21 protein-coding genes are annotated in these 23,793 nt (G+C 65.3%); 11 read left to right on the top strand and 10 right to left on the bottom strand.

Features of this window, described 5'->3' with window-relative positions; genetic code table 11:
- Nucleotides 1-234: 234 nt before the first annotated feature.
- From IFT55_RS11480 to IFT55_RS11465, 4 genes are all read right to left on the bottom strand, one after another.
- On the bottom strand, nucleotides 235-1,101 hold the full coding sequence (locus IFT55_RS11480) for a hypothetical protein (RefSeq protein ID WP_192092159.1): 867 nt from the start codon (nucleotides 1,099-1,101) through the stop codon (nucleotides 235-237).
- Nucleotides 1,098-2,471 (bottom strand): GNVR domain-containing protein, encoded by a 1,374-nt coding sequence (locus IFT55_RS11475; protein WP_192092157.1) that lies wholly within the window; start codon nucleotides 2,469-2,471, stop codon nucleotides 1,098-1,100. Before IFT55_RS11475 ends, IFT55_RS11480 begins: the two co-directional genes overlap by 4 nt.
- Nucleotides 2,468-3,802 (bottom strand): AAA family ATPase, encoded by a 1,335-nt coding sequence (locus tag IFT55_RS11470; protein ID WP_192092155.1) that lies wholly within the window; start codon nucleotides 3,800-3,802, stop codon nucleotides 2,468-2,470. The genes IFT55_RS11475 and IFT55_RS11470 overlap by 4 nt, the downstream gene beginning before the upstream one ends.
- A 77-nt stretch (nucleotides 3,803-3,879) precedes the next feature.
- On the bottom strand, nucleotides 3,880-5,022 hold the full coding sequence (locus IFT55_RS11465) for a GumK N-terminal domain-containing glycosyltransferase (RefSeq protein WP_192092153.1): 1,143 nt from the start codon (nucleotides 5,020-5,022) through the stop codon (nucleotides 3,880-3,882).
- 191 nt (nucleotides 5,023-5,213) lie between these two features.
- Between IFT55_RS11465 and IFT55_RS11460 the strand changes: the two genes are divergently transcribed.
- From IFT55_RS11460 to IFT55_RS11420, 9 genes are all read left to right on the top strand, one after another.
- Complete coding sequence (locus tag IFT55_RS11460; RefSeq protein WP_192092151.1) at nucleotides 5,214-6,125, top strand: glycosyltransferase family 2 protein; 912 nt, start codon at nucleotides 5,214-5,216, stop codon at nucleotides 6,123-6,125.
- A gap of 77 nt (nucleotides 6,126-6,202) precedes the next feature.
- A complete protein-coding gene (locus IFT55_RS11455) occupies nucleotides 6,203-7,387 on the top strand; it encodes an outer membrane beta-barrel protein (RefSeq protein WP_192092149.1) in 1,185 nt (394 codons plus the stop codon).
- Between the two features lie 16 nt (nucleotides 7,388-7,403).
- On the top strand, nucleotides 7,404-8,177 hold the full coding sequence (locus IFT55_RS11450) for an SLBB domain-containing protein (RefSeq protein ID WP_192092147.1): 774 nt from the start codon (nucleotides 7,404-7,406) through the stop codon (nucleotides 8,175-8,177).
- A gap of 63 nt (nucleotides 8,178-8,240) precedes the next feature.
- The gene (locus IFT55_RS11445) at nucleotides 8,241-9,785 is read left to right on the top strand and encodes a lipopolysaccharide biosynthesis protein (RefSeq protein ID WP_192092145.1); all 1,545 of its coding nucleotides are present in this window, start codon (nucleotides 8,241-8,243) and stop codon (nucleotides 9,783-9,785) included.
- Nucleotides 9,782-10,885 (top strand): glycoside hydrolase family 5 protein, encoded by a 1,104-nt coding sequence (locus tag IFT55_RS11440; protein WP_192092144.1) that lies wholly within the window; start codon nucleotides 9,782-9,784, stop codon nucleotides 10,883-10,885. Before IFT55_RS11445 ends, IFT55_RS11440 begins: the two co-directional genes overlap by 4 nt.
- Nucleotides 10,882-11,997, top strand: a complete 1,116-nt coding sequence (locus IFT55_RS11435) for a glycosyltransferase family 4 protein (protein WP_192092143.1) — start codon at nucleotides 10,882-10,884, stop codon at nucleotides 11,995-11,997. Before IFT55_RS11440 ends, IFT55_RS11435 begins: the two co-directional genes overlap by 4 nt.
- A gap of 251 nt (nucleotides 11,998-12,248) precedes the next feature.
- The gene (locus IFT55_RS11430; RefSeq protein WP_192092142.1) at nucleotides 12,249-13,556 is read left to right on the top strand and encodes an exopolysaccharide biosynthesis polyprenyl glycosylphosphotransferase; all 1,308 of its coding nucleotides are present in this window, start codon (nucleotides 12,249-12,251) and stop codon (nucleotides 13,554-13,556) included.
- 52 nt (nucleotides 13,557-13,608) lie between these two features.
- Nucleotides 13,609-14,202: an acyltransferase gene (locus IFT55_RS17600; RefSeq protein WP_274604043.1), complete on the top strand. Its 594-nt coding sequence runs from the start codon at nucleotides 13,609-13,611 to the stop codon at nucleotides 14,200-14,202.
- Nucleotides 14,203-14,548: 346 nt separating this feature from the next.
- Complete coding sequence (locus IFT55_RS11420) at nucleotides 14,549-15,007, top strand: PilZ domain-containing protein (protein WP_192092138.1); 459 nt, start codon at nucleotides 14,549-14,551, stop codon at nucleotides 15,005-15,007.
- Nucleotides 15,008-15,029: 22 nt separating this feature from the next.
- Here the strand turns inward: IFT55_RS11420 and IFT55_RS11415 are convergent, their stop codons facing one another.
- From IFT55_RS11415 to IFT55_RS11405, 4 genes are all read right to left on the bottom strand, one after another.
- Nucleotides 15,030-16,319, bottom strand: a complete 1,290-nt coding sequence (locus IFT55_RS11415; RefSeq protein WP_192092136.1) for a hypothetical protein — start codon at nucleotides 16,317-16,319, stop codon at nucleotides 15,030-15,032.
- Nucleotides 16,316-17,194, bottom strand: coding sequence for a glycosyltransferase (locus IFT55_RS17240; protein ID WP_206757250.1), 879 nt, complete (start codon nucleotides 17,192-17,194; stop codon nucleotides 16,316-16,318). The genes IFT55_RS11415 and IFT55_RS17240 overlap by 4 nt, the downstream gene beginning before the upstream one ends.
- A 92-nt stretch (nucleotides 17,195-17,286) precedes the next feature.
- On the bottom strand, nucleotides 17,287-18,466 hold a 1,180-nt coding region (locus IFT55_RS17785; RefSeq protein WP_446740725.1), incomplete at its 3' end, for a M10 family metallopeptidase C-terminal domain-containing protein.
- A 758-nt stretch (nucleotides 18,467-19,224) separates the two neighbouring features.
- The gene (locus tag IFT55_RS11405) at nucleotides 19,225-19,668 is read right to left on the bottom strand and encodes a hypothetical protein (protein ID WP_192092132.1); all 444 of its coding nucleotides are present in this window, start codon (nucleotides 19,666-19,668) and stop codon (nucleotides 19,225-19,227) included.
- A 224-nt stretch (nucleotides 19,669-19,892) separates the two neighbouring features.
- Between IFT55_RS11405 and IFT55_RS17695 the strand changes: the two genes are divergently transcribed.
- A complete protein-coding gene (locus IFT55_RS17695) occupies nucleotides 19,893-20,480 on the top strand; it encodes a serine acetyltransferase (protein WP_192092130.1) in 588 nt (195 codons plus the stop codon).
- Between the two features lie 318 nt (nucleotides 20,481-20,798).
- Nucleotides 20,799-21,587 (top strand): hypothetical protein, encoded by a 789-nt coding sequence (locus IFT55_RS11395; protein ID WP_192092128.1) that lies wholly within the window; start codon nucleotides 20,799-20,801, stop codon nucleotides 21,585-21,587.
- 1,042 nt (nucleotides 21,588-22,629) lie between these two features.
- Here IFT55_RS11395 and IFT55_RS11390 read toward each other — a convergent pair.
- Together IFT55_RS11390 and IFT55_RS11385 are read right to left on the bottom strand one after the other, a co-directional pair.
- The gene (locus IFT55_RS11390) at nucleotides 22,630-22,854 is read right to left on the bottom strand and encodes a hypothetical protein (RefSeq protein ID WP_192092126.1); all 225 of its coding nucleotides are present in this window, start codon (nucleotides 22,852-22,854) and stop codon (nucleotides 22,630-22,632) included.
- Nucleotides 22,855-23,033: 179 nt separating this feature from the next.
- Nucleotides 23,034-23,793: hypothetical protein (locus IFT55_RS11385; protein WP_192092124.1), on the bottom strand; the 760-nt coding region annotated here is incomplete at its 5' end.

The raw sequence follows: 23,793 nt of genomic DNA, 5'->3' as shown, positions 1-23,793 counted from the left end.
CGGATCGGGCGTGCCGTCCGCGAGCAGCAATACCCAGTTCGTGCGCGCTGTCCCGCACCGGTGACGAGGATCATGGGCGCCGTCTCACGCCGCTAGCACCGGTCACAAGAGTGATTGCGCCGTCGGCACCGTTCAGCAGCAACGCCGCCGAAGGCGGCACCGTCCGGCTGCGATCTTCGGCAGTACCGCGTTCGGCAGCACCGACCGGGGTCGCCACCGGCGACCCCGTAGCGATCAGCGGATCAGGATGCTGCCGACCACCGGAATGTCGTTGCTTTCCAGTCGCGGCAGCAGCGTTTCGAGCGCCGCGAACGGCGTCCGTTCACGCTCGACCAGTAGCAGCACGCCATCGGCTCCGCGCGCGATCGCGGCGGTGACTTCGGGGGGCTGATTGCCGGCATCGATGATCGCGAAGCGATGGCCCAGACGGATCGCGCGGATCTGTTCGACCAGCGAAACCCGCTCCACCGTTTCGGGCAGGGCGGCGATCGCCGGGCCGGCGGCGATCAACGACAGGTTGGGCACCGGCGTGGCGACGACCGTCGTCTCGCGATCGAGCGCACCCGACAGCAACGAAGTCACACCTTCGACCGGGTCGAGCCCGAACAGCGCATGCTGCGTCGGTGCGGCGAAATTGGCGTCGACCAGAAGACCGGGATAGCCGAGTTGCGCGACCAGCGTCGCCAGATTGGCGGTGACGCCCGGCGCATCGTCGGTCCCGACCGCCACGACGACCAGCACGCGCATGTCGCCATGTTCCAGATCATCGGGCACGAACAGTGTCGAGCGCAACGCACGCAGCTTCACCGTCAGGGGATCGTCAGGCGCATAGGCGGCGACGACCGCGCGGCTGACCCCGGTCTGGTCGGGATCGATCAGCGTGCCGGCTTCGGCATGCGTCGCGATCGTGCGTTGCAGATGGTCGGGCGCGACGACGCCCAGATCGACGACCGCTTCCGAAAAGCTGGCCCCGGTGCGGGCGCGATACGCCTCGATCCGGTCAAGATCGTCGCGACCGATGCCGTTGGCATCGATCACCGTCGTTTCGAGATCGGTGTAGCCCGCGTCACCGCCGGGCCTGTTGCTGGAACGCAACCTCATGCTGTCGCTCCCTTGCCACCAAAGCCCAGATTGATCGAACCGCGCGTGAGGTCGGCAAGGACCGCCACGCCGGTCGCCGCTTCGAACCCGTCGACCGTCCGCACCTTTGGACGGCGCCATTCGAGGAACAGCGCGATGATCATCCCGAAGAACAGCCCGCCCAGAATCCCGAGCAGCAGCCGCAGCCCGACATCGGGGCTGGACGGCAGCGTCGGCGCGGTCGCGCGATCGAGCACGCTGACGTTGGTCTGCGGAATCTCGCTCTGTAACCGCATTTCGTTCAGCCGGCCGGTAACCGCGTCATAGGCGGTGCGCGCGGTATCGACGTCGCGTTGCAGCACCGACATCTCGTCCTGTGCGTTCGCCAGCCGCAGCACACGCTCGCGCTGCGCGGCGACGAGACCACGCAGGCTGGCTTCGCGACTGGCGGCGGCGGCGCTGTCGGTACGGACCGCAGACACCGCGTTGCCGACCGCCTGCGACCGGCGCGACTGCAATTCGCCCAGTTCGGCACGGCCGGCGGCAACCAGCGGGTGGTTCGGCCCCAGCGTCTGGCGAAGCTGTTGCAGTTCGGCGGACTTGCCGGCGATCTGGCTGTCCAGCCCCTGGACGACGCCGGACTGCTGGGTGGAGGAGGAGGTTCCGACGGAGGTGTTCGCGCGGGCCTGCGCCTGCGCCAGTTCGGCCTGCGCACTGGTCATCTGCTGCGACAATTCGCTCAGCTGCGCCTGTTCGATATCGAACCGCCCCGCGCCGACAAGGCCGCGTTGCTGCTGGAAGCTGCTCAACCGGCGCTGCGCGACCTCCAGCCGGTCGCGTGCATCGGTGATCTGCGATTCGAACCATTGCGAATAGACGCGGGCCGGATCGATGCGCAGCTGCAACTGCGTCTGGACATAGGCCTCGGCGAACGCGGTCGCGAGACGCGCCGCCACATCGGGATCGCCGCCCTTGTAGTTCACGGCCAGCACGTTGGTATTGCGGGTCGTGACCACTTCGAGCGGGCCGAGCAGCCGCCGCCCGATCCATTCGCGCAGGCCAAGGCCATGGGTGCCCGATGCGCGGTACGCGGCGACCAGTTCGGGCTTCTTGTCATAGCCGAGCTGTGCGGCGACGCGTTGCGCGACGATGCCGCTGCGGATGATTTCGGCCTGCGTGCCGAGCACGGTCGACGCCTTCGACGCGCTGCCGCCACCCTTGGCCGCGACCGGATCGGCCTGTTGCAGATCGAACAACAGCGTTGCGGAGGCGGTGTAGGTCCGCGGCGATTGCCACGTCCAGACCGCCACCGCCGCAAGCACGGTCAGCGCGGTCAGCACGATCAGGCGCCACCGGCTTTTCAGCGACTCCAGATAGTCCCAGACATTCATTGCATGGTTCCTTCGCTGGAAACCGGGTGGCCGGATGCGGTCATCCGTGCCGTGACACACATCGATAACAGGAATTGCGGGGCCAGCACGTCATCGAACGCCAGCCGCAGCGACCCTTCCTTCATCCGGCCGAGCGCCGGACCGAACGCTTCGATCAGCAACGGGGCGGCGTCGGGGTCGAACCCGTCGCGCTCCAGCGCGTCGGCCAGATCGGCGGGGGTGAATTCCAGCCGGACGGCGCATTCGCGCGCGAAACATTCGAGGATCGCGACCGGCCAGCGCGGGTCGGCCAGCGCCGCTTCGAACAGCGCGGCATCCCGCGAATTGGTCGCGCTCCACACGCGGCGGGCGCGTTCCAGCCCGGCGAGCATCGTCGGCTCATCGACTTCCCGACCGCCGCCGTCGATCGCGGCAAGGCAGGATTGCAGGCTGAACAGCCGCATATGATAGGGCGATCCGCACGCGACGAAGCGCAGTGCCGCCAGCGCGCCCGGCGCGATGGCGACGCCGATCGCGCTGCTGGTCGACCGGATGAAATTGGCGACCTCCACATCCGAAATCGGCTTCAATCCGACGGCGGTCAGGTGACGGCGGACCGATGCGTGGACGTCGATCAGTTCGCCGACATCGCCCGAAATTCCGACGAACACCAGCCGCACGCGCGACCGCATGTCGGCAAGCAGCTTGATGAGCAGCGCCAGTTGCGCTTTCGTATCCGCGTCTTCCAGCCGGTCGAATTCGTCGAGGATCAGGACCAGTTCGTCGCGGTTCGCGCGGGCCAGCAGCGCGGCGACCGATCGCGGCGTGGGCGACGACGATACCAGATCGACCGCGCGCGCGAATTCGTCGGCACGCAGTCCGAACGGGGCCGGACCCATTTCGTGGAGATAGGGCAGGATGATCTGCCCGAAATCGCCGCTGCCGGCGCAGGACAGATAGATGATCGTCGCGCCGCGTTCGTCGGCCATGGTGCCGAATACGCGGACCAGCGAGGTCTTGCCGCTGCCGCGCGGACCATAGATGACCGCGTGCATGCCGCCATCCAGCACCGCTTCGCGCAGCGCGGTCAGTTCGGCCTGACGACCGAACAGGTCGCGTGGATTGTCGACCGGCTGGTTCGCGCCGAACAGGCGGATGGCCAGCGCACGCGTGCGTTCGGCCCGTTGTTCGGGCGATACCGCGCGGGGCGGCGCGGGCGGCGCGACCGTGCGGGGGCGGGGTGCCTGTCCCGCCTGTGACGCGATCCGCAACGGGTCGGGCAGGCGCGACTGGCCATTGCCGGACAGCCCGCGAAACAGGACGCGAACGCGTGCAAAGAGTTGATTCAGCATTTGATCCCCCTTGCGCCGTATCGGGTACATCCCGCGTCGCACTTCCATCGCATACTCATCGTGTCTTGCCTATTGCTTCACGACGCCATCGACCCGGCGCCCAGCGCGGTGTCGGGATAGCGTTCGGGGTGTAGCAGCCGCTCGCCGATGCCGTCCCAGCCGGGGAAGGCGCGGGGCGCGATCGTTCCCGCCGCCGCCAGTGCGCGCGATACCGCGCCGGTGATCGATGTCGCGTCGTCGTTGACGTAGCCGAAGCGCGAGGCGACGTCGCCCGCGGCGAAATCCGGACAAGCGGCGGGCAGGCCGAGATATTCGTATTGCGCCAGCTTCAGGCTGGATTCGGCGAGATATTCGACGCCTGCCGCGCGGTGATAGGGCGCAAGGCCGATCGTCGCGTGGCGCAGCCATGGCAGGGTGTCGCGGAACGGCATTTCGTCGTGCAGCACGACGTTCGCCGGCGCATCGAACGTCCGCCCGCATCCGATGACGTGGAACGTCACGTCGGGAAAGGCGGGGGCGGCGATGCGGAAGAACTGTTCGTCGAACAGCATCGCGCCGACCGACACCGCATTGCGTGTACCCGGCGCATAGGGCTGCACCCCGGTATCGGCGAAATCGGACGGATCGATGCCGAAGCCGATCCGGGTCAGCCGGTCGCCCGCCCAGCCGAAATCTTCCGCCATCACGCTCGACCGCAGGCTGATATGATGGACCAGCGCGCCGTCCTTTTCGAGGCGGCGGCGAACATAGGGGTGTGCGCCGACGGTATCGAGCCGGTCGGTCGCGTAATAGATGATGCGCGCCGTGGGGTTCAGCCGGCGGATGCGGCGCAACAGGATCGCGGCGACCGTCGCCTCGACCACCACATAGTCCGCTTCGGCGAACATCGCGTCGACGTCGCGGTTGGGCAGTTCGGCATAGAGCGGGAACAGCGTCCCCATCAGCGTGTCGCCGATGCGCGATCCGGTGGCAAAGGGATGGAACGCCGTGCGCCACAGATAACAGCGGATGCCGTCGACCGTTTCGTACCGGTTCGCGCGGTCCCACAGGAACAGGCGCGAATCGCCCTTGCTGCGCGACAGGCGGCTGAACCGGGTGGACAGGAACGTGACGTCATAGCCGCTCTGCGCCAGCGCACGCGCGATCGGATGGATGCTCGCGCGCTTGGCCGTACGGTAATCGTGGAACGCGGAAACGAAGACGACCCGTCGTTTGCTCATCCGCTGTTCCGTCCTGCTCAGTTTCACGCGCCGCGCCGACGATCCGACCATGGATACGCCTGCCGGCCGGGCGAGCAATGGCTTGCGCGGGACCGTCGGTCAACCTTGTCGTGCCGCATTGCGGCATAACCATATACTTGTGCCGGCACAGTCGTTAAGGCGCGGATCGAAGCGTAAGGGGACTTTTGCGAATGACCGATCCGTCTGTTCCGGCCGCCGGTACGGTGCCGATCGTTTCGATCATCATTCCGGTCTATAATGATACACATCGTCTTGGACTGTGTCTTGATCTGCTGGCACGTCAGACGATCGCCGACCGGGCTGAAATCATCGTGGTCGACAATGGATCGACCGAGGACATGACCGCGCTGAAGGCGCGCTTTCCCGAAGTGCGGTGGCTGAGCGAAGCGATGCCCGGCTCCTATGCGGCGCGCAACACCGGCATCGCCGCGGCGCGCGGCACGTTGCTGGCGTTCACCGATTCGGATTGCCTGCCATCCGCCGGCTGGCTGGAAGCGGGCATCGCGCCGCTGATGGCGAGCGACGGGCCGAGCTTCGTCGGCGGTTCGATCGATCTGGTGACGACGGGCGCGTCGGGGCTGAAACCGGCCGAGGTGTTCGACCTCGCGGTCGGGTTCCCGCAGCGGCGTTTCGTAGAGGTCGTGCATTTTGCGATGACCGCCAACATGCTGACCCGTGCCGACACGATGGCAAAGGTGGGGCCGTTCGCGACGTCGATGAAATCCGGCGGCGACCGCGAATGGGGCAACCGCGCGTGGCGGACGGTCGGGCCCGGACTGTATGTCGAGGCGGCGAAGATCGGCCATCCCACCCGGTCGACCCAGGCCGAGGTGATGAAGCGCGTCCGCCGCGTGGCGGGCGGCGAACGGGATCGTCAGCCGGGCTGGGCCGAATGCCTCGCCTTCTGCGCGCGGCAGTTGCCGCCGCCGCGCCGGGCGATCCTCGACATCGCGGCGATCGATCCGGCGGTCGCCGCATGGCCGACCAAGGTCGGGGCAATGGCCTTTGCCTATCGCACGCGCTTCTCGCTGATCCGCTATCGCCTCGCGCTGCAATTCGGTGGCGAATCGCAGCGTTCATGATCGGCGCGGACAGTTTTGACCGATCGGTCGCGAACGCATACAGCGGGGCGACGAGGGGCAAGGGGAGTGAAGGGGGGATGAGCGTGCCACGGATCGTCGCCGCGACGGCTGGCATCATGGGGCTGGCCGCGTTCGCACCCGCTGCGCATGCGCAGGAAAACAAGTTCGAACTGTCGCTAGCGGTGGTCGAGGTGTACGACTCCAACCTGCTGCGCATCAACAACGATGGCGGCGGGCAGACGGACAATCTGTCGATCGCGCCCCGCATCACGCTGGACTACAGCCGCCGTCTGGCCCGGCAGCGTATCTTCGCCAATGGCTATGCCGGTTATGCGTGGAACGACCGGTTCACCTTTCTGAACCGGCAGGACGTGGCATTCACCGGCGGCGCGGACCTGCGCGCCGGCCCGCGATGCCGCGCCGAAGTGACCGGCAGCCTGTTCCAGGCGCAGTCCGATCTGGAAGATCTGGGCGAGATCATCCGCAACGTATCGACCGCGCAGGACTATTCGCTGCGGATGAGTTGTCCGCGACCATCGGGTTTCTATCCGGCGGCGTCGGCGGGCTTTTTCCGCATCGAGAATTCGGAACGACGCCGCGACCGCGATCAGTCGATCATCGATGCCCGGGTCGGGATCGCCTATCGCCGGCCCGCGCTGGGCGATGCGCAACTGTTCGGTTCGCTGGCGTCGATCCGCCGCGCGCGGGAAGTGCTGACGCCCGCCGGCCCGGCGAAGGACGTGACCGAGGTCCGGTCGGTGGGGCTTCGCCTGTCGCGCAGCGTCGGCACGCGGATCAGTGCGCAGGTGGAAGTCGCCTATACCGACGTCGCGCCGCAACTGCCCGGCGTCACGCCCTTCGCAGGCATCACCTATTCGGGCGAGGTCGGGTACAAGCCGGTGTCGCGGCTGGGCTTCAGCGCCGGATTCGGCCGATCGGTCGCGGCGCGCGGCAATGTCGGCACCAGCTATTACCTGCAACAGCAGGCGAGTTTCGGTACGAACCTGACGATCAGCAACCGGACGTCGGTCGGTGCCGACCTGCGGCTGGCCGAACGGACGTTCCGGGGCGAGGATCCCGAATTCCAGCTGCGCCCGCGCGGCAAGGACACGCAGGTCACGGCATCGGCGAACATGCGGTATCGCCTGCTCCAGCCGCTGACGCTCGAACTGCTCACCCGCTATCGCAAGCGGGCTGCCGATAATGAATTTTACGACTATGACAGCTTTTCGGCGACATTGTCCGCAATGATGCGCATTTGATTCGGAAGGACTTGGGATGAAGGGGTTCGTCAGCTTCGCCGTGGCGTTCGCGTCACTGGGCGCGGCCGTGCCGCCGGCCGCGGCACAGTCCGTATGGAGCGGATATCAACTGGGGGCCGAAGACCAGATCGAAGTGCAGATCTTCGGTCAGGGCGGCTCCACCGTGAAGACGCGGATCAAGTCCGACGGCTCGATCACCCTGCCGCTGGTCGGCCGGGTCGAGGCGAGCAACCGCACCACGCAGGCGCTGGCCAGCGCGGTGCAGGAACAACTCAAGCGCGGCGGGTACATCAACAACCCGATCGTGAACGTCGAGATCCTCGAATATGCCAGCCGTACCGTGACGGTGCTGGGCGAGTTCAATCGTCCGGGCATCGTCCCGCTCGACCGGCCGGTGACGCTGACCGAACTGGTCGCGCGTGTCGGCGGGCTGAAAGAGAGTGGCGCGGATATCGTCGAGGTGCGTCGCGCCGGCGGCAAGATCGAACCGTACAGCCTGATCCTGATCGCGCGGGGGCGCACGCCCGACGTCGCGCTCCAGCCGGGCGATGCGGTGTTCGCGGGCACCGCCCCGCAATATTATATCTATGGCCAGATCGGCAACGCGGGCACGTTCCGCATCGCGCCGGGCATGACGGTGCGTCAGGCACTGGCCCGTGCCGGCGGCCCGACGCTGTCGGGATCGGAACGCAAGGTCACGCTGTACCGCGCCGGTCGCGAACTGGACGCTGACCTTGCCGGGCTGGTCCAGCCCGACGACGTGCTGTTCGTACGCGAGCGTATTTTCTGAGCTACTGCGGGCGGGCGTCCCCGGACGCCGGCCCGCCACTGCTCCAACAGGCATCCGGATGATATGAGCGACGATACCCGTATCGAGGATCGCGATCCGGTGTCGAGCGCCGGACCGCCCGGATCGATGAAGCGCAAGCTGGCCGCCGGTGCCGGCTGGATGACCGGGCTGCAACTGGCGTCGAAGGTCATCGAGGTCGGGTTCATCGCCGTGCTGGCGCGCATCCTGTTCCCGCATGATTTCGGCGTCATCGCGGGCGCGACGATCTTCATCCAGCTCGCGACGCTGTTGGTCGAGGTCGGGATCGGCGCGACGATCGTCCAGATTCCGGGGCTGACCCGCGACGATATCCGCATCGCCGGCACGCTCGTCTTCCTGAACGGCATCCTGTATTTCACGCTGGCGCAATTGCTGGCACCGCTGGCGGGCGAATTCCTGCGGATCGACGGCGTGACGGAGGTGATCCGCGTGCTGGCGCTGGTGTTCATCATCCAGTCGTTCGGGATCGTGCCGGAAAACCTGCTGGTGCGGCAGCTCGACGCGCGGCGGGTGATGATCGCGCAGTTGCTGGCGCGCGTCGTCGGCACCGGCGGGATCGGCATTCTGCTGGCGTGGATGGGCTGGGGATATTGGGCGCTGGTCGCCGCGACGCTGGCGGAAACCGGGTTCAAGGCGATCTGGCTGGTCGTCATCGTCCGTCCTCCGATGCGCCCCCTGCTCAACCGTGCGGGTGCGAAGCGGCTGATGCGGCGCGGGGCGGGCTTTTCGATCGCCAAGGTCATCAACTTCTTCGCGCTGCGCGCCAACAACATGGTCGTCGGCCGCACGATGGATGCCGCCGCGCTGGGCCTGTATTCGCGCGCGTTCAACCTGATGAGCGTACCGTCCGACCTGTACAGCCGCATCGCCGAACGGCTGGTGTTCCCGGCGATGGCGCAGGTGCAGGACGATGCGCCGAAATTGCGCGAGGCGTTTCTGCGCGGCACCGAACTGACGTCCGCGATCGGCATGCCGATGTCGGCGCTGCTGGCGGTGCTGGCCCCCGAAGTCATCGACCTGATCCTCGGGTCGCGCTGGGGCGCGGTGATCGGGCCGTTCGCGATCCTGTGTTCCGCGACCTATTTCCGGCTGGGCGCGAAGGTCGGCGGATCGTTGCAGCGGGCCAAGGCGGCGACCGGACCGATGATCACCAACCAGATCGTCTATGTCATCATGGTCGTCGGCGGTGCGTTGATCGCATATCCGTACGGTATCAACGCGGTGGCGACGGCGGGCAGTATCGCCGTCGTGGCCTTCTATATCGTCGTCAATTTCAACGCATGCCGGCTGGTGAAGGTGTCGCTGGGCGATTTCGTGCGCAGCCATATGAACGGCCTGCTGCTCGCGCTGGTCGCGACATTGTGTGTCCAGCCGGTGGTGTGGGTGCTGCGGATGAACGGCGCGCCGACGCTGGTGACGCTGTCGGTGTCGGGTGCGGTGCTGTCGCTGCTCGCGCTGGTGCTGTTCTGGCTGCGTCCGCGCTGGCTGCTCGGCGATTTCCTCGTGTCGTTGCTGGACAGCGCGGCGCGGATGCTGGGCCGGGTCCGCCGCCGGGGGGCGACGTCTTGACCGTTCCCCGCCGGGGCCGGGCAGGGCCGCTGGCCGCGTTGGCGCTGGGGGTGGTGGCGATCGCCGGGTTCGGCGCGACGGTGCTGACCGGGGCCAGCGACGGCGGGGCGAGGGCGGTCGTCGATACCGCGCCCGCCCCCGGTGCCGCCCCGCGCGCCACGATGCCGCGGTTCGGCATCAACCTGTCGGGGGCGGAGGCGAAGGCGAACGATGCGGTGCGCCCGTCGATGGACGATGTGCGCAATGCGATCGACCGGCTGCAGTTCGACCTGATCCGATATCCGTTCCGGCCCGACCGGATGACGCCCGCCCGGATCGCCGAGCTGCGCGGAATCGTCGATTTTGCCAGATCGCGTCGCGTGCCGGTGATCCTCGACAATCATTCGTCGCGCTGGCAGCCGGTGCCCGACCAGATCGCGTTCTGGAGCGGGCTGGCACGACGCTTTCCCGATGACGGATCGGTTCTGCTCGACCTAGTCAACGAACCGCGCCGGGTGCCGTGGATGCAATGGGCGACCGATGCCAAGGCAGTGATCGCCGGGTTGCGCAAGGCGGGCATTCGCCACCCGATCCTGCTGGAATGGCCGGGATATTCGGGCATCACCCGGTTCGACAAGCACGAGCCGTCGAGCAAGGAATGCGCCAGCGCCGCCTGCGCGCTGGAGCGGACGCCGGGGCCGCTCGATCCGGCGGACAACACCTTTCTGAACGGGCATCGCTATTTCGATGCCGACGGATCGGGAACGAAGGCGGCGTGCAAGAAGAAAGACGGCCAGCCGCGCACCGAAAGCGGGTTCGACCGGTTCGCCGCGCAGCTGCGCAAGCGCGGCTGGAAGGGATACATCACCGAAAGCGCGTTCGGCGGCTATGGCGCGATCCCGGCAAGTTGCCGCGCGGTGGGCGAGGATGCGGTGGCGGACCTGCGCGCCAATGGCGACGTGCTGCTGGGCGTGACATGGTGGGGCGGGGGGCGGATGTGGCCCGATCGCTACCCGTTCAAGATCGAATGCGCCAAGGCGGAACGGATGCGCTGTCCGCTGTCGGACTATCAACGGATGATACGGCCCGCCCCGCGCGGCGAACGGGGAGTTGGACGATGACCGGAGCGCCCTTGTCGATCACGCATGTCGTGCGGCAATTCCATCCCGGTATCGGGGGTATGGAGGAATGCGTGCTGCAACTGGCGCGCTATCAGCTGGCCGACGGGCACCGGGTCCGGGTGGTGACGCTCGACCGTATCTTCGACGAACCGGACGGCCGGCATCTGCCGCATCGGGATGCGGTGGACGGTATCGACATCCGTCGTGTCGGATGGCGCGGATCGAAGCGCTATCCCGTCGCGCCGGGCGTGCTGCGCCATCTGGGCGGCGCGGATATCGTCCACGTCCACGGCGTCGATTTTCTGTTCGACTATCTGGCGCTGACCCGCCCGATCCACCGCCGCAAGCTGGTGCTGTCGACGCATGGCGGGTTCTTCCACACCCAGTTCGCCGGCAAGATGAAGGAACGCTATTTCGCGACCGTCACCCGCGCCGCATTGACCCAATATGCCGCCGTCGGCGCGTCGAGCACCGCCGATTTCGAGCGGTTCGGCCAGATCCGTCGCCGCGACCTTACCCTGATCGAAAACGGGGTGACGCTCGACAAGTTTCGCGGGCTGGCCGATCCGTCGGCGCGGACGGTGCTGTATTTCGGGCGATTGGCACCGAACAAGGGGTTGTTCGAACTGATCGCATGGTTCGCCGCGATGCATGGTGTCGATCCCGCATGGCGGTTGATCGTGGCCGGCAAGCCGATGGGGGTCACCGCACAGGAATTGCGCGATCACGCGGCGGCGAACGGCGTCTCCCATGCGGTCGAGGTCGTCGTGACGCCGACCGATGCGCAGATCGCCGACCTGATCCGCCGGTCGTCGGTCTATGCGTCCGCGTCCAGCTATGAAGGATTCGGCCTTGCCGCGATCGAGGGGGCATCGGCGCATCTGTATCCGGTGCTCAACGCGATTCCCGCGTTCCAGCGGACCGTCGCGACCATGGGGTTCGGACGCATCGTCGATTTTTCGGACCCCGAATCGGGCGCGGCGTTCGCGTGGCATTACCCGGAGGTCGAGCGGCCCGATCCGGCGGCGCTCGACACGCTGCTTGATGCGCGCTTCGGATGGCGTGGCCATGTCGACGCGTTCGAACGATTATATCGCGGCGTTCTGCGATAAGGCATAGCGGCCCGTCCGAGCCGCGCTTCTATCCGGCGCGCCGACGGATGGCGCGGCACTTGCTTCGCCATGGCAATTGATCCATGCACGACACAATTATCGCATGGCAACATCACGATAACACTCTGTCATTACAGCATGGCGATCGAATAAAAACCGGGGGTCAACGGGTGACGAAAATGCCGTCCAATTCCGCATCGGAAATTGTCGGCGTGGCACCAAAGTCGCGATTTTGGTTAACGCCGCACGCATTGCGTCTGCGGCTGTACGCGGCCTTGCTGACGCTCGATTTTCTGGCGATCGCGATCGGTTTTCTGCTGCCCAGTCATCTGCTGCGGTCGGATTTCGGCCTGGTCGAATTATTGATCGTAACCAGCACGGTGTACACTGGTATCGCGTTCAATTCCGGTGCGTTTTCGCTGCGTTCGGCACAGGACGTGTCGGTCGACACCGCGCCGGCGGTCCGCGCGCTGTTGTTCACCTATGGCGTGCTGTTCCTGCTGTCCTATTTCCTGAAACTGGAACGCGATCTGTCGCGGTTGCTGCTGGCGGTCGCGATGGCGGTCAGCACGTCGTTGCTGGTCGTGTTCCGTCAGGCGATGGCGATGTACGTCGAATCGCGATTGCGCGACCGCCTGCTGGTACGGATGCTGATCCTCGACGGTTCGGAGTTCGAGGCTCCGGCGGGGTTCCGGGTGGTACGGGCGCAGGACATCGGCCTGTCCCCCGACCTGCGCGACCCGGCGATGCTGAACAAGTTCGGTCAATTGATCCGCGAATGCGAACGGGTAGTGGTCGCGTGCGGCAGCGAATCGTGCAGCAACTGGGCGATGATGCTGAAAGGCGCGAACGTGCGCGGCGACGTGGTGGTCGACGCGATCGAGACGTTCGGGGCGCTGGGCGTGTCGCATGTCGGCGGGCGCCCGACGCTGACGGTATCGGTCGGGCCGCTGTCGCTGCGCAATGCCTTTGCCAAGCGCGCGTTCGATCTGGCCTTCTGCATCCCCGCGCTGGTGTTCCTCGCGCCCGCGCTGCTGCTGACGGCGCTGGCGATCAAGATCGACAGTCCGGGGCCGGTGCTATTCCGGCAGCGCCGCGTCGGACGCGGTAACGAGTTCTTCGACATCCTCAAGTTTCGCAGCATGCGGGTCGAGAGCTGCGATGCGGACGGCAATGTATCGACCAAGCGCGATGACGATCGCATCACCCGGGTCGGCTATTTCATCCGCCGCACCAGCATCGACGAACTGCCGCAGCTGCTCAACGTCCTGTTCGGCCACATGAGCATTGTCGGACCGCGTCCGCATGCGCTGGGATCGATGGCGGGCAATCACCTGTTCTGGGACGTCGATGCACGGTACTGGCATCGCCACACGCTGAAGCCCGGCATCACCGGTCTGGCGCAGGTTCGCGGTTATCGCGGCGCGACGAACCATGTCGAGGATCTGACCCGCCGGTTGCAGGCCGATCTGGAATATGCCGCCAACTGGTCGTTCTGGCGCGATATCGGTATCCTCGCCATGACGCTGAAGGTAGTGGTGCACCGCAACACCTACTGACCGCCTGGGGGGTTCCGGCGTTCGGGCTCACCGATGATGGGAATCACGATCGATGCTGGCGCGACTTGCACAATTGGCGCCGGTACGGACGGCGATCGCCAATATCGGACAGCCGGTCCGGCTGCTCCTGTATCGCAAGGCTCGCCTGTCGGCGGCACGGATCGGCGGCGGCGGGCGGCTGTCGATCGGTAAATACTGGCCGGGACAGGTGCCGCACGCGGCGGAGGTCACCGTCCGGCCCGGCGGCGCGATGACCGTGACGGGCAATTTCGTGCTGCACCGGGGCGTCCGGCTGCGTGTCGGCCCGACCGGGCGGCTGATGCTGGGCAGCGGCTATCTGGCGGACGACGTCCGGATCGATTGCCACTGCGCGATCACGATCGGCGACCGCGTGGCGATCGCGGCGCGGACCGTCATCATGGATACCGATCATCACCACCTGTCGGGCGCGCGCGCGCGGGAAGCGCCGGTCGTGATCGGCGACGATGTCTGGATCGGGATCGGCGTCATCATCGTGAAGGGCGTCACGATCGGATCGGGCGCGGTCGTCGCCGCCGGATCGGTGGTGGTGAAGGACGTTCCGCCGCGCACGCTGGTCGCCGGCAATCCCGCGCGCGCGATTCGCGAAGTCGAATGGACGCTCTGACCGCGATTCGCAGCGGAGCGGGTACAATCTTTCTATACGTTCGCTTCGCCTGAAGCATCGCGCGCCGTCGGGCGGGGACGGGGGCCTGATCGGGCGATATCTCGCCGATATGGGGCGAGCGGCCAGATTGCAGCTACTTGCGCGCCAACGACGCAATCCTTCTGCGGCACTAGCGATCGGCGAACCTCGGTTCGAACAGAACGCGGAAGAACAACAACGGCAACGTGAAAACCATTTATTAACTATTTCACGGTTAATACGTGGCTAACCTTGGCACGCAATGCGTCGCGCAAAGATTTGGTAAGACATCTGCTCTATCTGTTCTTGCACACAGATGGAGGATGCCGTGAACTTGTCGGCCCGCAACCTAGTTCTTGATACCCCGACGCGTCGGGACGACGATCGTACGCCGGTCGGCCGCACCTGTATCCTGCGTGTCGCGTCGCGACCGCCGGTCGTCAGCGAATTGCTCGACCTCACCCGGTTCGGCTGCCGTATCAAGACGCGGCAGGCGCTGGCCGCCGAAGAGCTCGTCCAGCTCGGCATCGCCGGGGTCGGCGGGATCGAGGCGCGGGTCGTGTGGCATGGCGAGGAAGGCTATGGCTGCGAGTTCCTGATCCCGCTGCGCGCCGGTGCGGTGTCCGCCGCGACACAGGAAAACGTCGTGTCGCTGGACGTCGCGCCGGTGGCGGTGCCGTTCAAATGGCCGATCCGGTATCGCGCATTGTTCCTCGTCGCCTATGCCGTCGCACCATGGCTGGCGGTCGGTGCGATCGGCTATGCGGCGATGCACGCCTTCGGCTGATCGTTCGGCGTAGGGCGACCGTTCAGCCGGTCGCCCCGCGCAGCATGTCGGGGCGGCGGGGCGCGAAGCCCGCCTTGAGCCGTTTGACGGATACCGGCGGCATGTGCGTCGCGCGCATGTAGCCGAGCAGCAGCCACAGCAAGGGCGCGGACTTCATCGAGAAGGTGCCGGTGCCGCCGATCAGCAGCCAGATATAGATATAGACGCTGGCCGCCCATGCCGCCCGGCGCGCGATCGGCGAACTCTGCGGCACGACGATCGTCAGATACGCCCAATAGGCGATGGCGCCGATTAGCCCCATCGATGCGATGACGAAGCCATATCCCGTGTCGCCGGTGCGCGCGATCAGCGCCGGAGCGCCGAGGATCAGGTCGCCTGCCGACATGTTGTTCAATACGCGATAGGTCGTGGCGATCCGCCCGATCAGATCGTCGCCATAGCGGACCCGCGCGAAGGCGAAGATGATGAACGTCGCCGCCAGCGACAGCGGCGGGATCAGCGCCGCCCAATAGCGGGGCAGGCGCGGAAACACGAAATATCCGATCAGGAACAGCGGCGCGAGGATCGCCGACATGCGGGCATTGTTGGTGACCACGATCAGGATCACGGTCGCCAGCGTCAGGATCCGTTGCAGGATCGGCAGGCGCGGCCACATCGTGCAGAGATAGACCATCGACACGATCGAGAAACAGTTGATGCCGACCTGTTCGAGAAAGATCGAGGACGTGCGCGGGCCGCTGTACATGCCGAACGAGAAGCGTCCTTCATATTGCACGGTCCCGGCCGCCAGCCCGATATCGTCGAATTCGTTGACGACATAGCCGCGCGTCTTCGACAGATAGTCCGCCGGCCGGAAGATCGAGGCATAGGTTTCGACGTTGCTGATCTCGATCAGCAATACCCCCAGCGCGACGGCGCAGCTCAGCACGAAGGCCCGTCGGAGCATCGGTTCGTCGAACCTGCTGCCCAGCATGGTGAAGCCGACGATGATGAGGACGTTGCGCACGCCTTCGATCATCGGACGTTCGAACAGGATCGATCCAGCCAGTGCTACGCCGACGATCGTGCCAAGGAACAGGATCGACGGCGTATCTTCGCGTCGCACGCCGTCGCGATAAAGCGACAGGCCGATCGCCAGCGCGATGATGAGGATCTCCGTCGCGACGACGATCCCGTTGTTCATCGGTGCGCCCGCAGCGGCGGCGGCGGCGAACAGGCCGTTATAGCTGATCGCGAAGGCCGGGATCAGCGGAAGCCACAGGTCCATCGGCCGCGTGCCGGAACCGCCGTCGCGCGCAGGCGCAGACTTCATCGAACGGTTTTCCCGCCAAGGCTCAACCGGATATATTCACCGACATCGGCGATCCCGAGCAGGACGAGGATCGCTTCCGCCTTCAGCCGGGTCGCCAGCGGCGCGTCGGCCGCCAGCAGCACCTTTTTCCCCCGCCGCCCGGTTTCGAGCAGATTCTTGCCCAACGCACGCGGCAACCGCATGCGGCCGTGCGTGCGATCCCAATGGCCTCCGGTCAGCCGACGGCGCTTTTCGAGCAGCGCCGAAAAGGTCGCCCGCGTCGGATGGAGCACGATCATCTCGGGTTCGTAGATCATCGTCCGGCCCGAGTCGCGCACCCGCATGCCCATATGATGGTCGCCACCCGACTTTACGGTTTCGTCGAACCCGCCGGCCTCGACGATCGCCGCGCGCGGGCTGAGCCAGTTGGCGGTGGCACAGGTGCCGCTGCTCGCCTGATGCTGGGGAAAGGCGACGACCGCCTCATAGCTTTCGGCCCAGCCGCCCGCGTCGCCGCCCGCTTCGCTGAACAATTTGATACGGCCCGCCACGACGCCCAGATTGGGTTCGGCCTCCGCGCGCGCCATCGCGGTCGACAGCCAGCGCCGGTCGGGAATACAGTCCGAATCGGTGAAGGCCAGATAGTCGCTGCTGGTCGCGGCGATGCCAAGGTTGCGCGCGGCATAGGAGCCGGGTTTGGTCTGCACCAGCACGCGCACGCCGCAGCGTTCGGCCCGCGCGGCGGTATCGTCGGTCGATCCGTTGTCGATCACGACGATCTCGTACAGATCGGCGGGATAATCCTGCGCCTTCAGCGCTTCGACGCAGCGTTCGAGCTGATCGGGATTGTTCCACACCGGCACGAGAACCGTCACGTGCTTATGTTCACTCGCCACGATGATCGTACCCCCTGATATTCGACACTTCGTACCGGCCCTTAGCAGAGCCGGTCGCGCTTTGCGAAGGGGGCGGCGGGGTTGCGGAAACNGCCCGACGTCGCTGCCGATCGCGCTATAGACATAGTAGCGCACGCCGTTCTGTTCGATCATGCCGTCCAGTTCGAGTGCGGAGGCGCCGGTGATCGCCACCGTGCCGCCGGTTCCGGTCAGGTCGAGGACACCGCTGCCGAAGCGGATGATGCCATCGCCATTGTCGTCGTTCAGTGCCGATGTCGTGACGATCATGTCGCGGTTGGTGAAAGCGAGCGTATCGTTGCCCGTTCCCACCGCGCCGCCGGTGTCGAAGAAGAAGATGTCCGATATCTTCTTGCTGCTGCTGCTGCGCAGCGTTTCGTCGCCACCGCCGCTTTCGGTGACCTGCTGGTTGGCGCGGGCCACCGGACGGACGCGGGCATCGCCATAATAATAGATGCCGTCCTCGACACCCAACAGGCGCAGGCCGCTGGTGCCGCTCGCCCCGACCAGCGTGACCGCATCGCCATCCGACGAATCGAGCAGCAGGGTCGCGCCGCGCCACGTGATGATGCCGTCATTGTTGTTGTCGCGCAGTGCCTTGTCGACGGCGAGGATGTCGCCCCGCTGCCAGTCGGTCACACGATCCGCGCCCGATACGCCCGAAATGCGCAGTTCGAACACGTCGCGCCCGGCACCGCCGGTCAGGACGTTGGCGACCCGGTTGCCGATCAACAGGTCGTTGCCGCCGCCGCCGACCGCATTTTCGATGACCGTGCCATAGGCGATCGAGATGTTGTCGGTGAACAGGCCCGACGTCAGCCCGAGCTGTTCACGCAGGTCGGTATAGGCATCGAACGTCGCCTGGCTGCGCGGGGCGAGGCCGAGCAGCGCGCGATTGGCATTGACCTGTTCCAGCGTCAGGAACGCCTCGATCCCGCCGCCCGACGAGAATGCGCCTTCGTTCAGGTCGATCACCGACGGCGTGTTCCAGCCGGAGAAGTCGAGCGTATCGGTGCCGCCGGCATCGTAGATCGCGACGATCGGCGCCTTGTTCTTCGTGAAGTCATATTCTTCACGATTGGCCGTGTTGTTGAAACCGTAGACGGTGGCACCGGTCCGCGTGGTCGTATCGGCGCCATAAATGCGCTGGATCGCGGCGATATCGTGCACCAGCGGCGTCGCGGCATAGCCGAAGCGCAGATTGGCCCAGTCGATGTGCTGCGCGCCAGTTTCCGCCGCGTCGAAATAGCTCATGATCGAATATTGCTGCGAATCCTGCGCATAGCTGGCGTCGTTCGCATAGCTGATCGGGTCCGGCACGCCGTCGCCGTCATCGTCGTCCAGCGCGTCGTAATCGCCGGGATGGCTCAGCCCCAGCGAGTGACCCAGTTCGTGGACGATCGTCGTCTTGGCATAGAAGCTGTCGTCGAGCGGAAAGAAGTTCGAGCTGACGAAGCCGTCGATCCAGACGTCGCCGCTCAACCGGCCATAATCCTCGAACCCGTCGGCCGCCGCCGCCGCATCGAACACGCTGCCGAATGGCAGATAGGCATAGGCCTGCGCACCGCCGGTATAGGTGTTTCCAAAGGTGATGTCGGCATTGTAGGACTTGGTTTCCTGGAAGCTGATCGCCACCAGATCGTCCCACAGCGCGATGCCTTCGCGGGCGATGCCGCGCTGGCCCGCGTTGAACACCGAAAAGTCTGCCCCGTAAAAGGCTTCGTTCAACGCGCTCGTGCTGGTGGCATCGACATAATAGCTGTTCAGCAGTTCGTCGTAACTGTTCCAGAAGCCGAAGTTCAGAACGCCGTCGGCCAGTTCGCCATAATTGTTCTTCAGCCACGAATAGCCGCTGCGGTTCAGGATGGAAGCGACCTGTCCGACCGAAGCGATCGGCTTGTCGGCATAGCTTTGTCCGGCGAACGGATCGAGCGAGATGGCAGGCGCCAGATCGTCGCCGAAGGTCGGCCAGTCGCGTTCGGCGTGTACTTCGCCCTCGGCCAGTTGCATCGTCATCCCGGATACTCCCTGTTGAACTTGGTGGTCGGTCGTGTCGTACGCCACGGCAGCAACCGGTCGAACGTTCGCCGCGCCAGCGCGTCGAGCCCTTCGTCCGGCAAGGCAGTCATGCGTGGCGGCGTCCATTCCCCCTGCGAATCGTCGATTTCGATCGATGGGCGGGCGGAAAGGGCGATGGCGTGCCGTCCGTCGACGGCGGCCAGATCCGCGACCAGCATCAGCGTGCCGGTCGACGGTTTCGTATCGAAGGCGATCGGCATCGGCGCACCGCGACGTGCTTCTGCCAGCAGCGCAAGGCACTGGTCGGTCGTCGCGTTGACGCATTGAAACGCGATCTGTCGCGCCGCGCGCCACAGCGGCGATGGCGCCGCGGCGGATTGCAGCACCAGCGCCGCCGTTGCCAGCCCGATCGAACGGTCCCGTTTCCAGCGCGGCATGTCGAACTCCCCGGTACGTCGTTGACAGTGTGGCCAAAACCAGCGGGTCCGCAAACCGTTTTTTAACCATGTACGCGATGGGCGAGCGGCGTTGCCGAAAGGACGCATAACTGTCCCACGCGGGCACAATCGACTATTCCGTTATTGCACTGCAACGAATAATGTTGCCGCGGCACTAACCATTGATAGAAACCATCCGCACGCAGCTATCGTTGGAGAACCCCGTGAAACGGATTGCAGACGGCCGATCAGGCGCACCAGAGGTGCCGCCGCTGATCGCCCTTGCGACCGAATTGCGCCTCGGCGAGCGTCCGCCGCGTATGGACCAGCTGCTGTGGCTGTTGTTCGTCCGGCAGGGGCGGGGCCGGGTGCTTGCCCTGATCCGCTGTGCCCAGCATGCGCACCGGCAGGGGCGTCCGCGCCTGACCCGCTGGCTGTGCCGCCGTCTGCAACGCGAATTCGGTTGCTACGTCCAGCCGGACAGCCGGATCGCGCCGGGCCTGAAAATGCCGCATCCCCAAGGGATCGTCATCGGCTCCGGCACCGAGATCGGCAGAAATTGCACGATATTCCAGCAAGTCACGCTGGGCGGGGCGCGGATGGGTGACTGGCAGGACGGCCGCTATCCGGTCCTGCACGACAATGTCATCCTGTTCGCGGGCGCCAAATTGATCGGTGGCGTCGTGATCGGCGACGGTGCGGTCGTCGGCGCTAACGCGGTCGTCCGTGGCGATGTGCCGGCGTCGCATGTCGCGGTTGGCGTGCCGGCTCGTTGCCTGCCGTTGCGTGTGGGTGCCGATACCGAGGCCTGAACGGGCCATCCTGTGAAACGTTCGGTTCGGCGTCGTCGTCCAGATACCGGCATGCGCTCAACGGTGAAAAGCCACCGCCTGCCTCGGTATACTATTTGTACAATCGTTTTAACGCTTCCGTTACTCTGTCAGGCGGCAGAAACCCGGAAACATTGTTAGGGTTAATTACTGTCCTGTATTTGGACGTTGAGGCTAGAGGACTGTTTGCAACTGCGGAATCTGGTTGACAGCAAATAAACGAATTTATAGATGCAGCGCCAAGGAGCGGGCCCTTCCGGGAAGTGCGCTCAACGAATTGTCTTTCAGGGAGAAAATAAAATGGCTTTCCGCAACAACGATACGCTGATCCAGACGGCGAACACCCAGGTCGTCGCCGCCAACGGTGGCGATGATGTTTATGTCGCAACCGGCGCCACCGCGTTCGTGATCGCAGCCGGCGCAGTCGGCGATGACTCGTTCATCGGCTTCGATTCGAACGACTCGCTGATCAACACCGTCAAGATCTTCGACGGCAACAACGATGGCTTCATCCAGTTCGGCCCGAACGGCGTGCTCGACATCGATCGGACCACGCGCAACAACCCGGGCAACGACCAGCTGCAGCTCGTCGGTCCTGAGTCGGACATCGTCGAGATCCGTTACCTCGGCGCCAAGGGTGGCCAGCATGTGTACGCCGATTCGGCGACGCTGAAGAACCTGTGGACCGAATTCGGTGCAGCTCGGGTCACCGAAGGCACCGTCGGCAACGACACCATCAACTTCGGCGCCTCGTCGAAGGTTCTGCTGGTCGACAACGCACTGGGTCTGAACCTCGGCGGTGACACGCTGACCGGCTTCGGCAACGACGATCTGCTCGTCACCACCAGCCAGCTGTTCGACCGCACCGGCAACGAAATCGTCACCTTCGGTCAGAACCAGGTTCTGGACGTTTCGGGTGCCGAAGGTCCGAAGTCGAGCGATCCGACGACCGGCCCGGGCGGTCAGCTCGACTTCAACGCGCCGAACCTGCAGGACGTGCACTATCTGGGCACCAACGTCATCAACGGCGTGGAATACTTCTACTACGGCACCGCCGGTTCGACCTTCGATCCGACCGCCGGCGCATAATAGCGTACCGCGCCGTCCGACCGGACGGCACGGTAACGAACAGGGCGTCAGCGTATTCCGCTGGCGCCCTTTTTCGTATGGATTGCCGAAGGGCAGGGGGTGCACGATATTGCCGGTCGTATCGTCCCATGTCGTCGCGACACGATATGCGATCGGTATCCGCCGCCGCTAAGTGGTGGTGACGGGCCAGTGCTTCCGGCGGGCGTTCTGGAACGAAGCCGATCGCCCGATCACGCGATCGATCGCCTGGTTCTGGCGCGTTAGCCAGCGCCTGCTTTCGTTGCTGCACCGCGATATTCGTAACAGTCGTTAATGATGCAGCGCGATAGAGATTCGGGGTTCGCCACGAAAGGCGAGGCACCGTCGATCGGGAAAGGTCGATATTCGCTACCTCAGAGCGGCTTGGGATCAGCGTGCACTATCGTCACCCCCCTGTGGGCGACCGCTTACGCGACGAACTGCTTTCGGCCTGTCATCATGTCGCTCGTCGGTCGCGTTGTGGAAAGCAGTGCTGCTCCGTTTCGCGTCGGCGAACCAAACCCTAACCGTGGCTAGAGCGTTTTCCGGCCACTTCGAACCGCCGTCATCGCCCTTTGGGCGCCTGCTTCTCCGGGGGGCGCTTTCGATCCGGGCCGGCGTTGCTCGTCGGTCGCGACGCGTCCGCCTCGTTTCCTCCTCGCGCCTCGCCCCGAACCGAAATCACCGTCGTCTGGTGATCCAACGTGATCCGAAACCGCTCTAGGACGCACGGTGATCGGAAATTGTACCGGGAAGGATCGCCATGCATCGCGATGGTCCCCGGGCGCCCTGCACGATCGTCGCCCCGAACCGGTTCCAATGTCCGACGTCCCGCCATCGCCGCGAGCCGAGCCAATTTGCGCATCGTTAGCGGTCGATTTCACGCCGGAACGTCTCGGGGGAACCGGCACGCGGTCCAGTTTGCGCTGAATAGCGACCGGCCCCTGCAGGGTGTTCGCCGTCGGATCGACGGTATTGCCCGGTCGCCGGGAAATTCCGGTCGTCCGCGACGACCTGCGGTCGATCAGGCGCTGAAACAGTCGTGCATGAACGGCGGAATACGCTGCATCCACACCGCGCCGGGCGCGCGTTGGCCGGGCATCTCGCCGGTCGAAGGCATCGTAACGCCTGACTCGAGGATCGCCTCCGCCACCGCCCGGATCTCGCTCGGCGCGAGGATTTCACTCATCGGATCGCCGCCCATCGTCTCCACATTGGCGATGACGGCGCACAGACGTTCCAGCTCCATATCCACTCTCCACGCTTTCGTCTGGGATAGGACCGAAACGTGAAGAATCGGTATCGCCGCGGACGGTCCATCATGGCGTCGCTCCACGACGAACGCCAGCGGACCGATCGCCCGTAAAACAGGACGGGCAGCGACCCTGTTGGATCGCTGCCCGCCCGTATGCGCTTCTGTCCGTCGGATCAGAAGCCGATGTCGGCCGTGTCGGTGCCGGTCGTGCCGACCAGCGAGTAGACATAGTAGGTCACGCCATCGCGCAGGATCGAACCGTCGAACTCCAGCGAGTCGACTGCGGTCCCCGTCGTGCCCTTCAGCAGGATCGAACCGGTATCGTCGGGCAGGCCGAACTTGCCGGCGACGCCAGTGACGATGCCATCATTGTTGCCGTCCGCCAGCTTGCTGGTCGTGACGACCAGATCGCGCTTGCCGAAGCGGCCGATCGAGTCGTCGCCGAGGTCGAGGCCGAGGCCGGTGTCGAAGAAGAACACGTTCTTCGCCTTGTCGCCGGTATCGCCGTTGAAGGCGTTGTCGGCGAACGTGCCTTCCTTCGCCCCCTTCGGACGGACCGCGGCATCGCCGTAGACCGAATGACCAGCAACATCGGTGCCGAGGAAGCGCAGGGCGTTGACGCCGTCGAGCTGGACGAAGTCGCCGACCTTCGGTGCGTCGATCGATACCTTGTTGCCCGACAGCGCGATGATGCCATCGTTGTTGCCGTCATACAGCTTGGTATCGACCACCAGCAGGTCGGAATGACCGAAGTTGGTGACGCGATCGTTGCCGGTGGTAGCCGCCGATGCGAAGTAGAAGACATTCGAACCGTCGACACCGGTCAGCACCTGCGCCGCGGACGACGAACCGTTGACGAGGTCGGGCAGCTTGAGCAGGTCGAGCAGCGGATCGATCGTCACGACCGGCACGACCGGCGCCTTCTCGACCGTC

The organism is Sphingomonas sp. CFBP 13720, from assembly GCF_014842075.1.
In the GTDB taxonomy this organism is placed as follows: Bacteria; Pseudomonadota; Alphaproteobacteria; order Sphingomonadales; family Sphingomonadaceae; genus Sphingomonas.
The sequence above is the reverse complement of the archived record's forward strand: the minus strand, read 5'-3'. Positions and strand labels throughout refer to the sequence as shown.

Bases quoted from the DNA above. Each gene is read 5' to 3' on its own strand.
- IFT55_RS11460 (WP_192092151.1), top strand. From the start codon at position 5,214: ATGACCGATCCGTCTGTTCCGGCCGCCGGTACGGTGCCGATCGTTTCG.
- IFT55_RS11390 (WP_192092126.1), bottom strand. From the start codon at position 22,854: ATGGAGCTGGAACGTCTGTGCGCCGTCATCGCCAATGTGGAGACGATG.
- IFT55_RS11435 (WP_192092143.1), top strand. From the start codon at position 10,882: ATGACCGGAGCGCCCTTGTCGATCACGCATGTCGTGCGGCAATTCCAT.
- IFT55_RS11405 (WP_192092132.1), bottom strand. From the start codon at position 19,668: ATGCCGCGCTGGAAACGGGACCGTTCGATCGGGCTGGCAACGGCGGCG.
- IFT55_RS11480 (WP_192092159.1), bottom strand. From the start codon at position 1,101: ATGAGGTTGCGTTCCAGCAACAGGCCCGGCGGTGACGCGGGCTACACC.
- IFT55_RS11450 (WP_192092147.1), top strand. From the start codon at position 7,404: ATGAAGGGGTTCGTCAGCTTCGCCGTGGCGTTCGCGTCACTGGGCGCG.
- IFT55_RS17600 (WP_274604043.1), top strand. From the start codon at position 13,609: ATGCTGGCGCGACTTGCACAATTGGCGCCGGTACGGACGGCGATCGCC.
- IFT55_RS11415 (WP_192092136.1), bottom strand. From the start codon at position 16,319: ATGAAGTCTGCGCCTGCGCGCGACGGCGGTTCCGGCACGCGGCCGATG.
- IFT55_RS11455 (WP_192092149.1), top strand. From the start codon at position 6,203: ATGAGCGTGCCACGGATCGTCGCCGCGACGGCTGGCATCATGGGGCTG.
- IFT55_RS11470 (WP_192092155.1), bottom strand. From the start codon at position 3,802: ATGCTGAATCAACTCTTTGCACGCGTTCGCGTCCTGTTTCGCGGGCTG.
- IFT55_RS11445 (WP_192092145.1), top strand. From the start codon at position 8,241: ATGAGCGACGATACCCGTATCGAGGATCGCGATCCGGTGTCGAGCGCC.
- IFT55_RS11465 (WP_192092153.1), bottom strand. From the start codon at position 5,022: ATGAGCAAACGACGGGTCGTCTTCGTTTCCGCGTTCCACGATTACCGT.
- IFT55_RS11475 (WP_192092157.1), bottom strand. From the start codon at position 2,471: ATGAATGTCTGGGACTATCTGGAGTCGCTGAAAAGCCGGTGGCGCCTG.
- IFT55_RS11395 (WP_192092128.1), top strand. From the start codon at position 20,799: ATGGCTTTCCGCAACAACGATACGCTGATCCAGACGGCGAACACCCAG.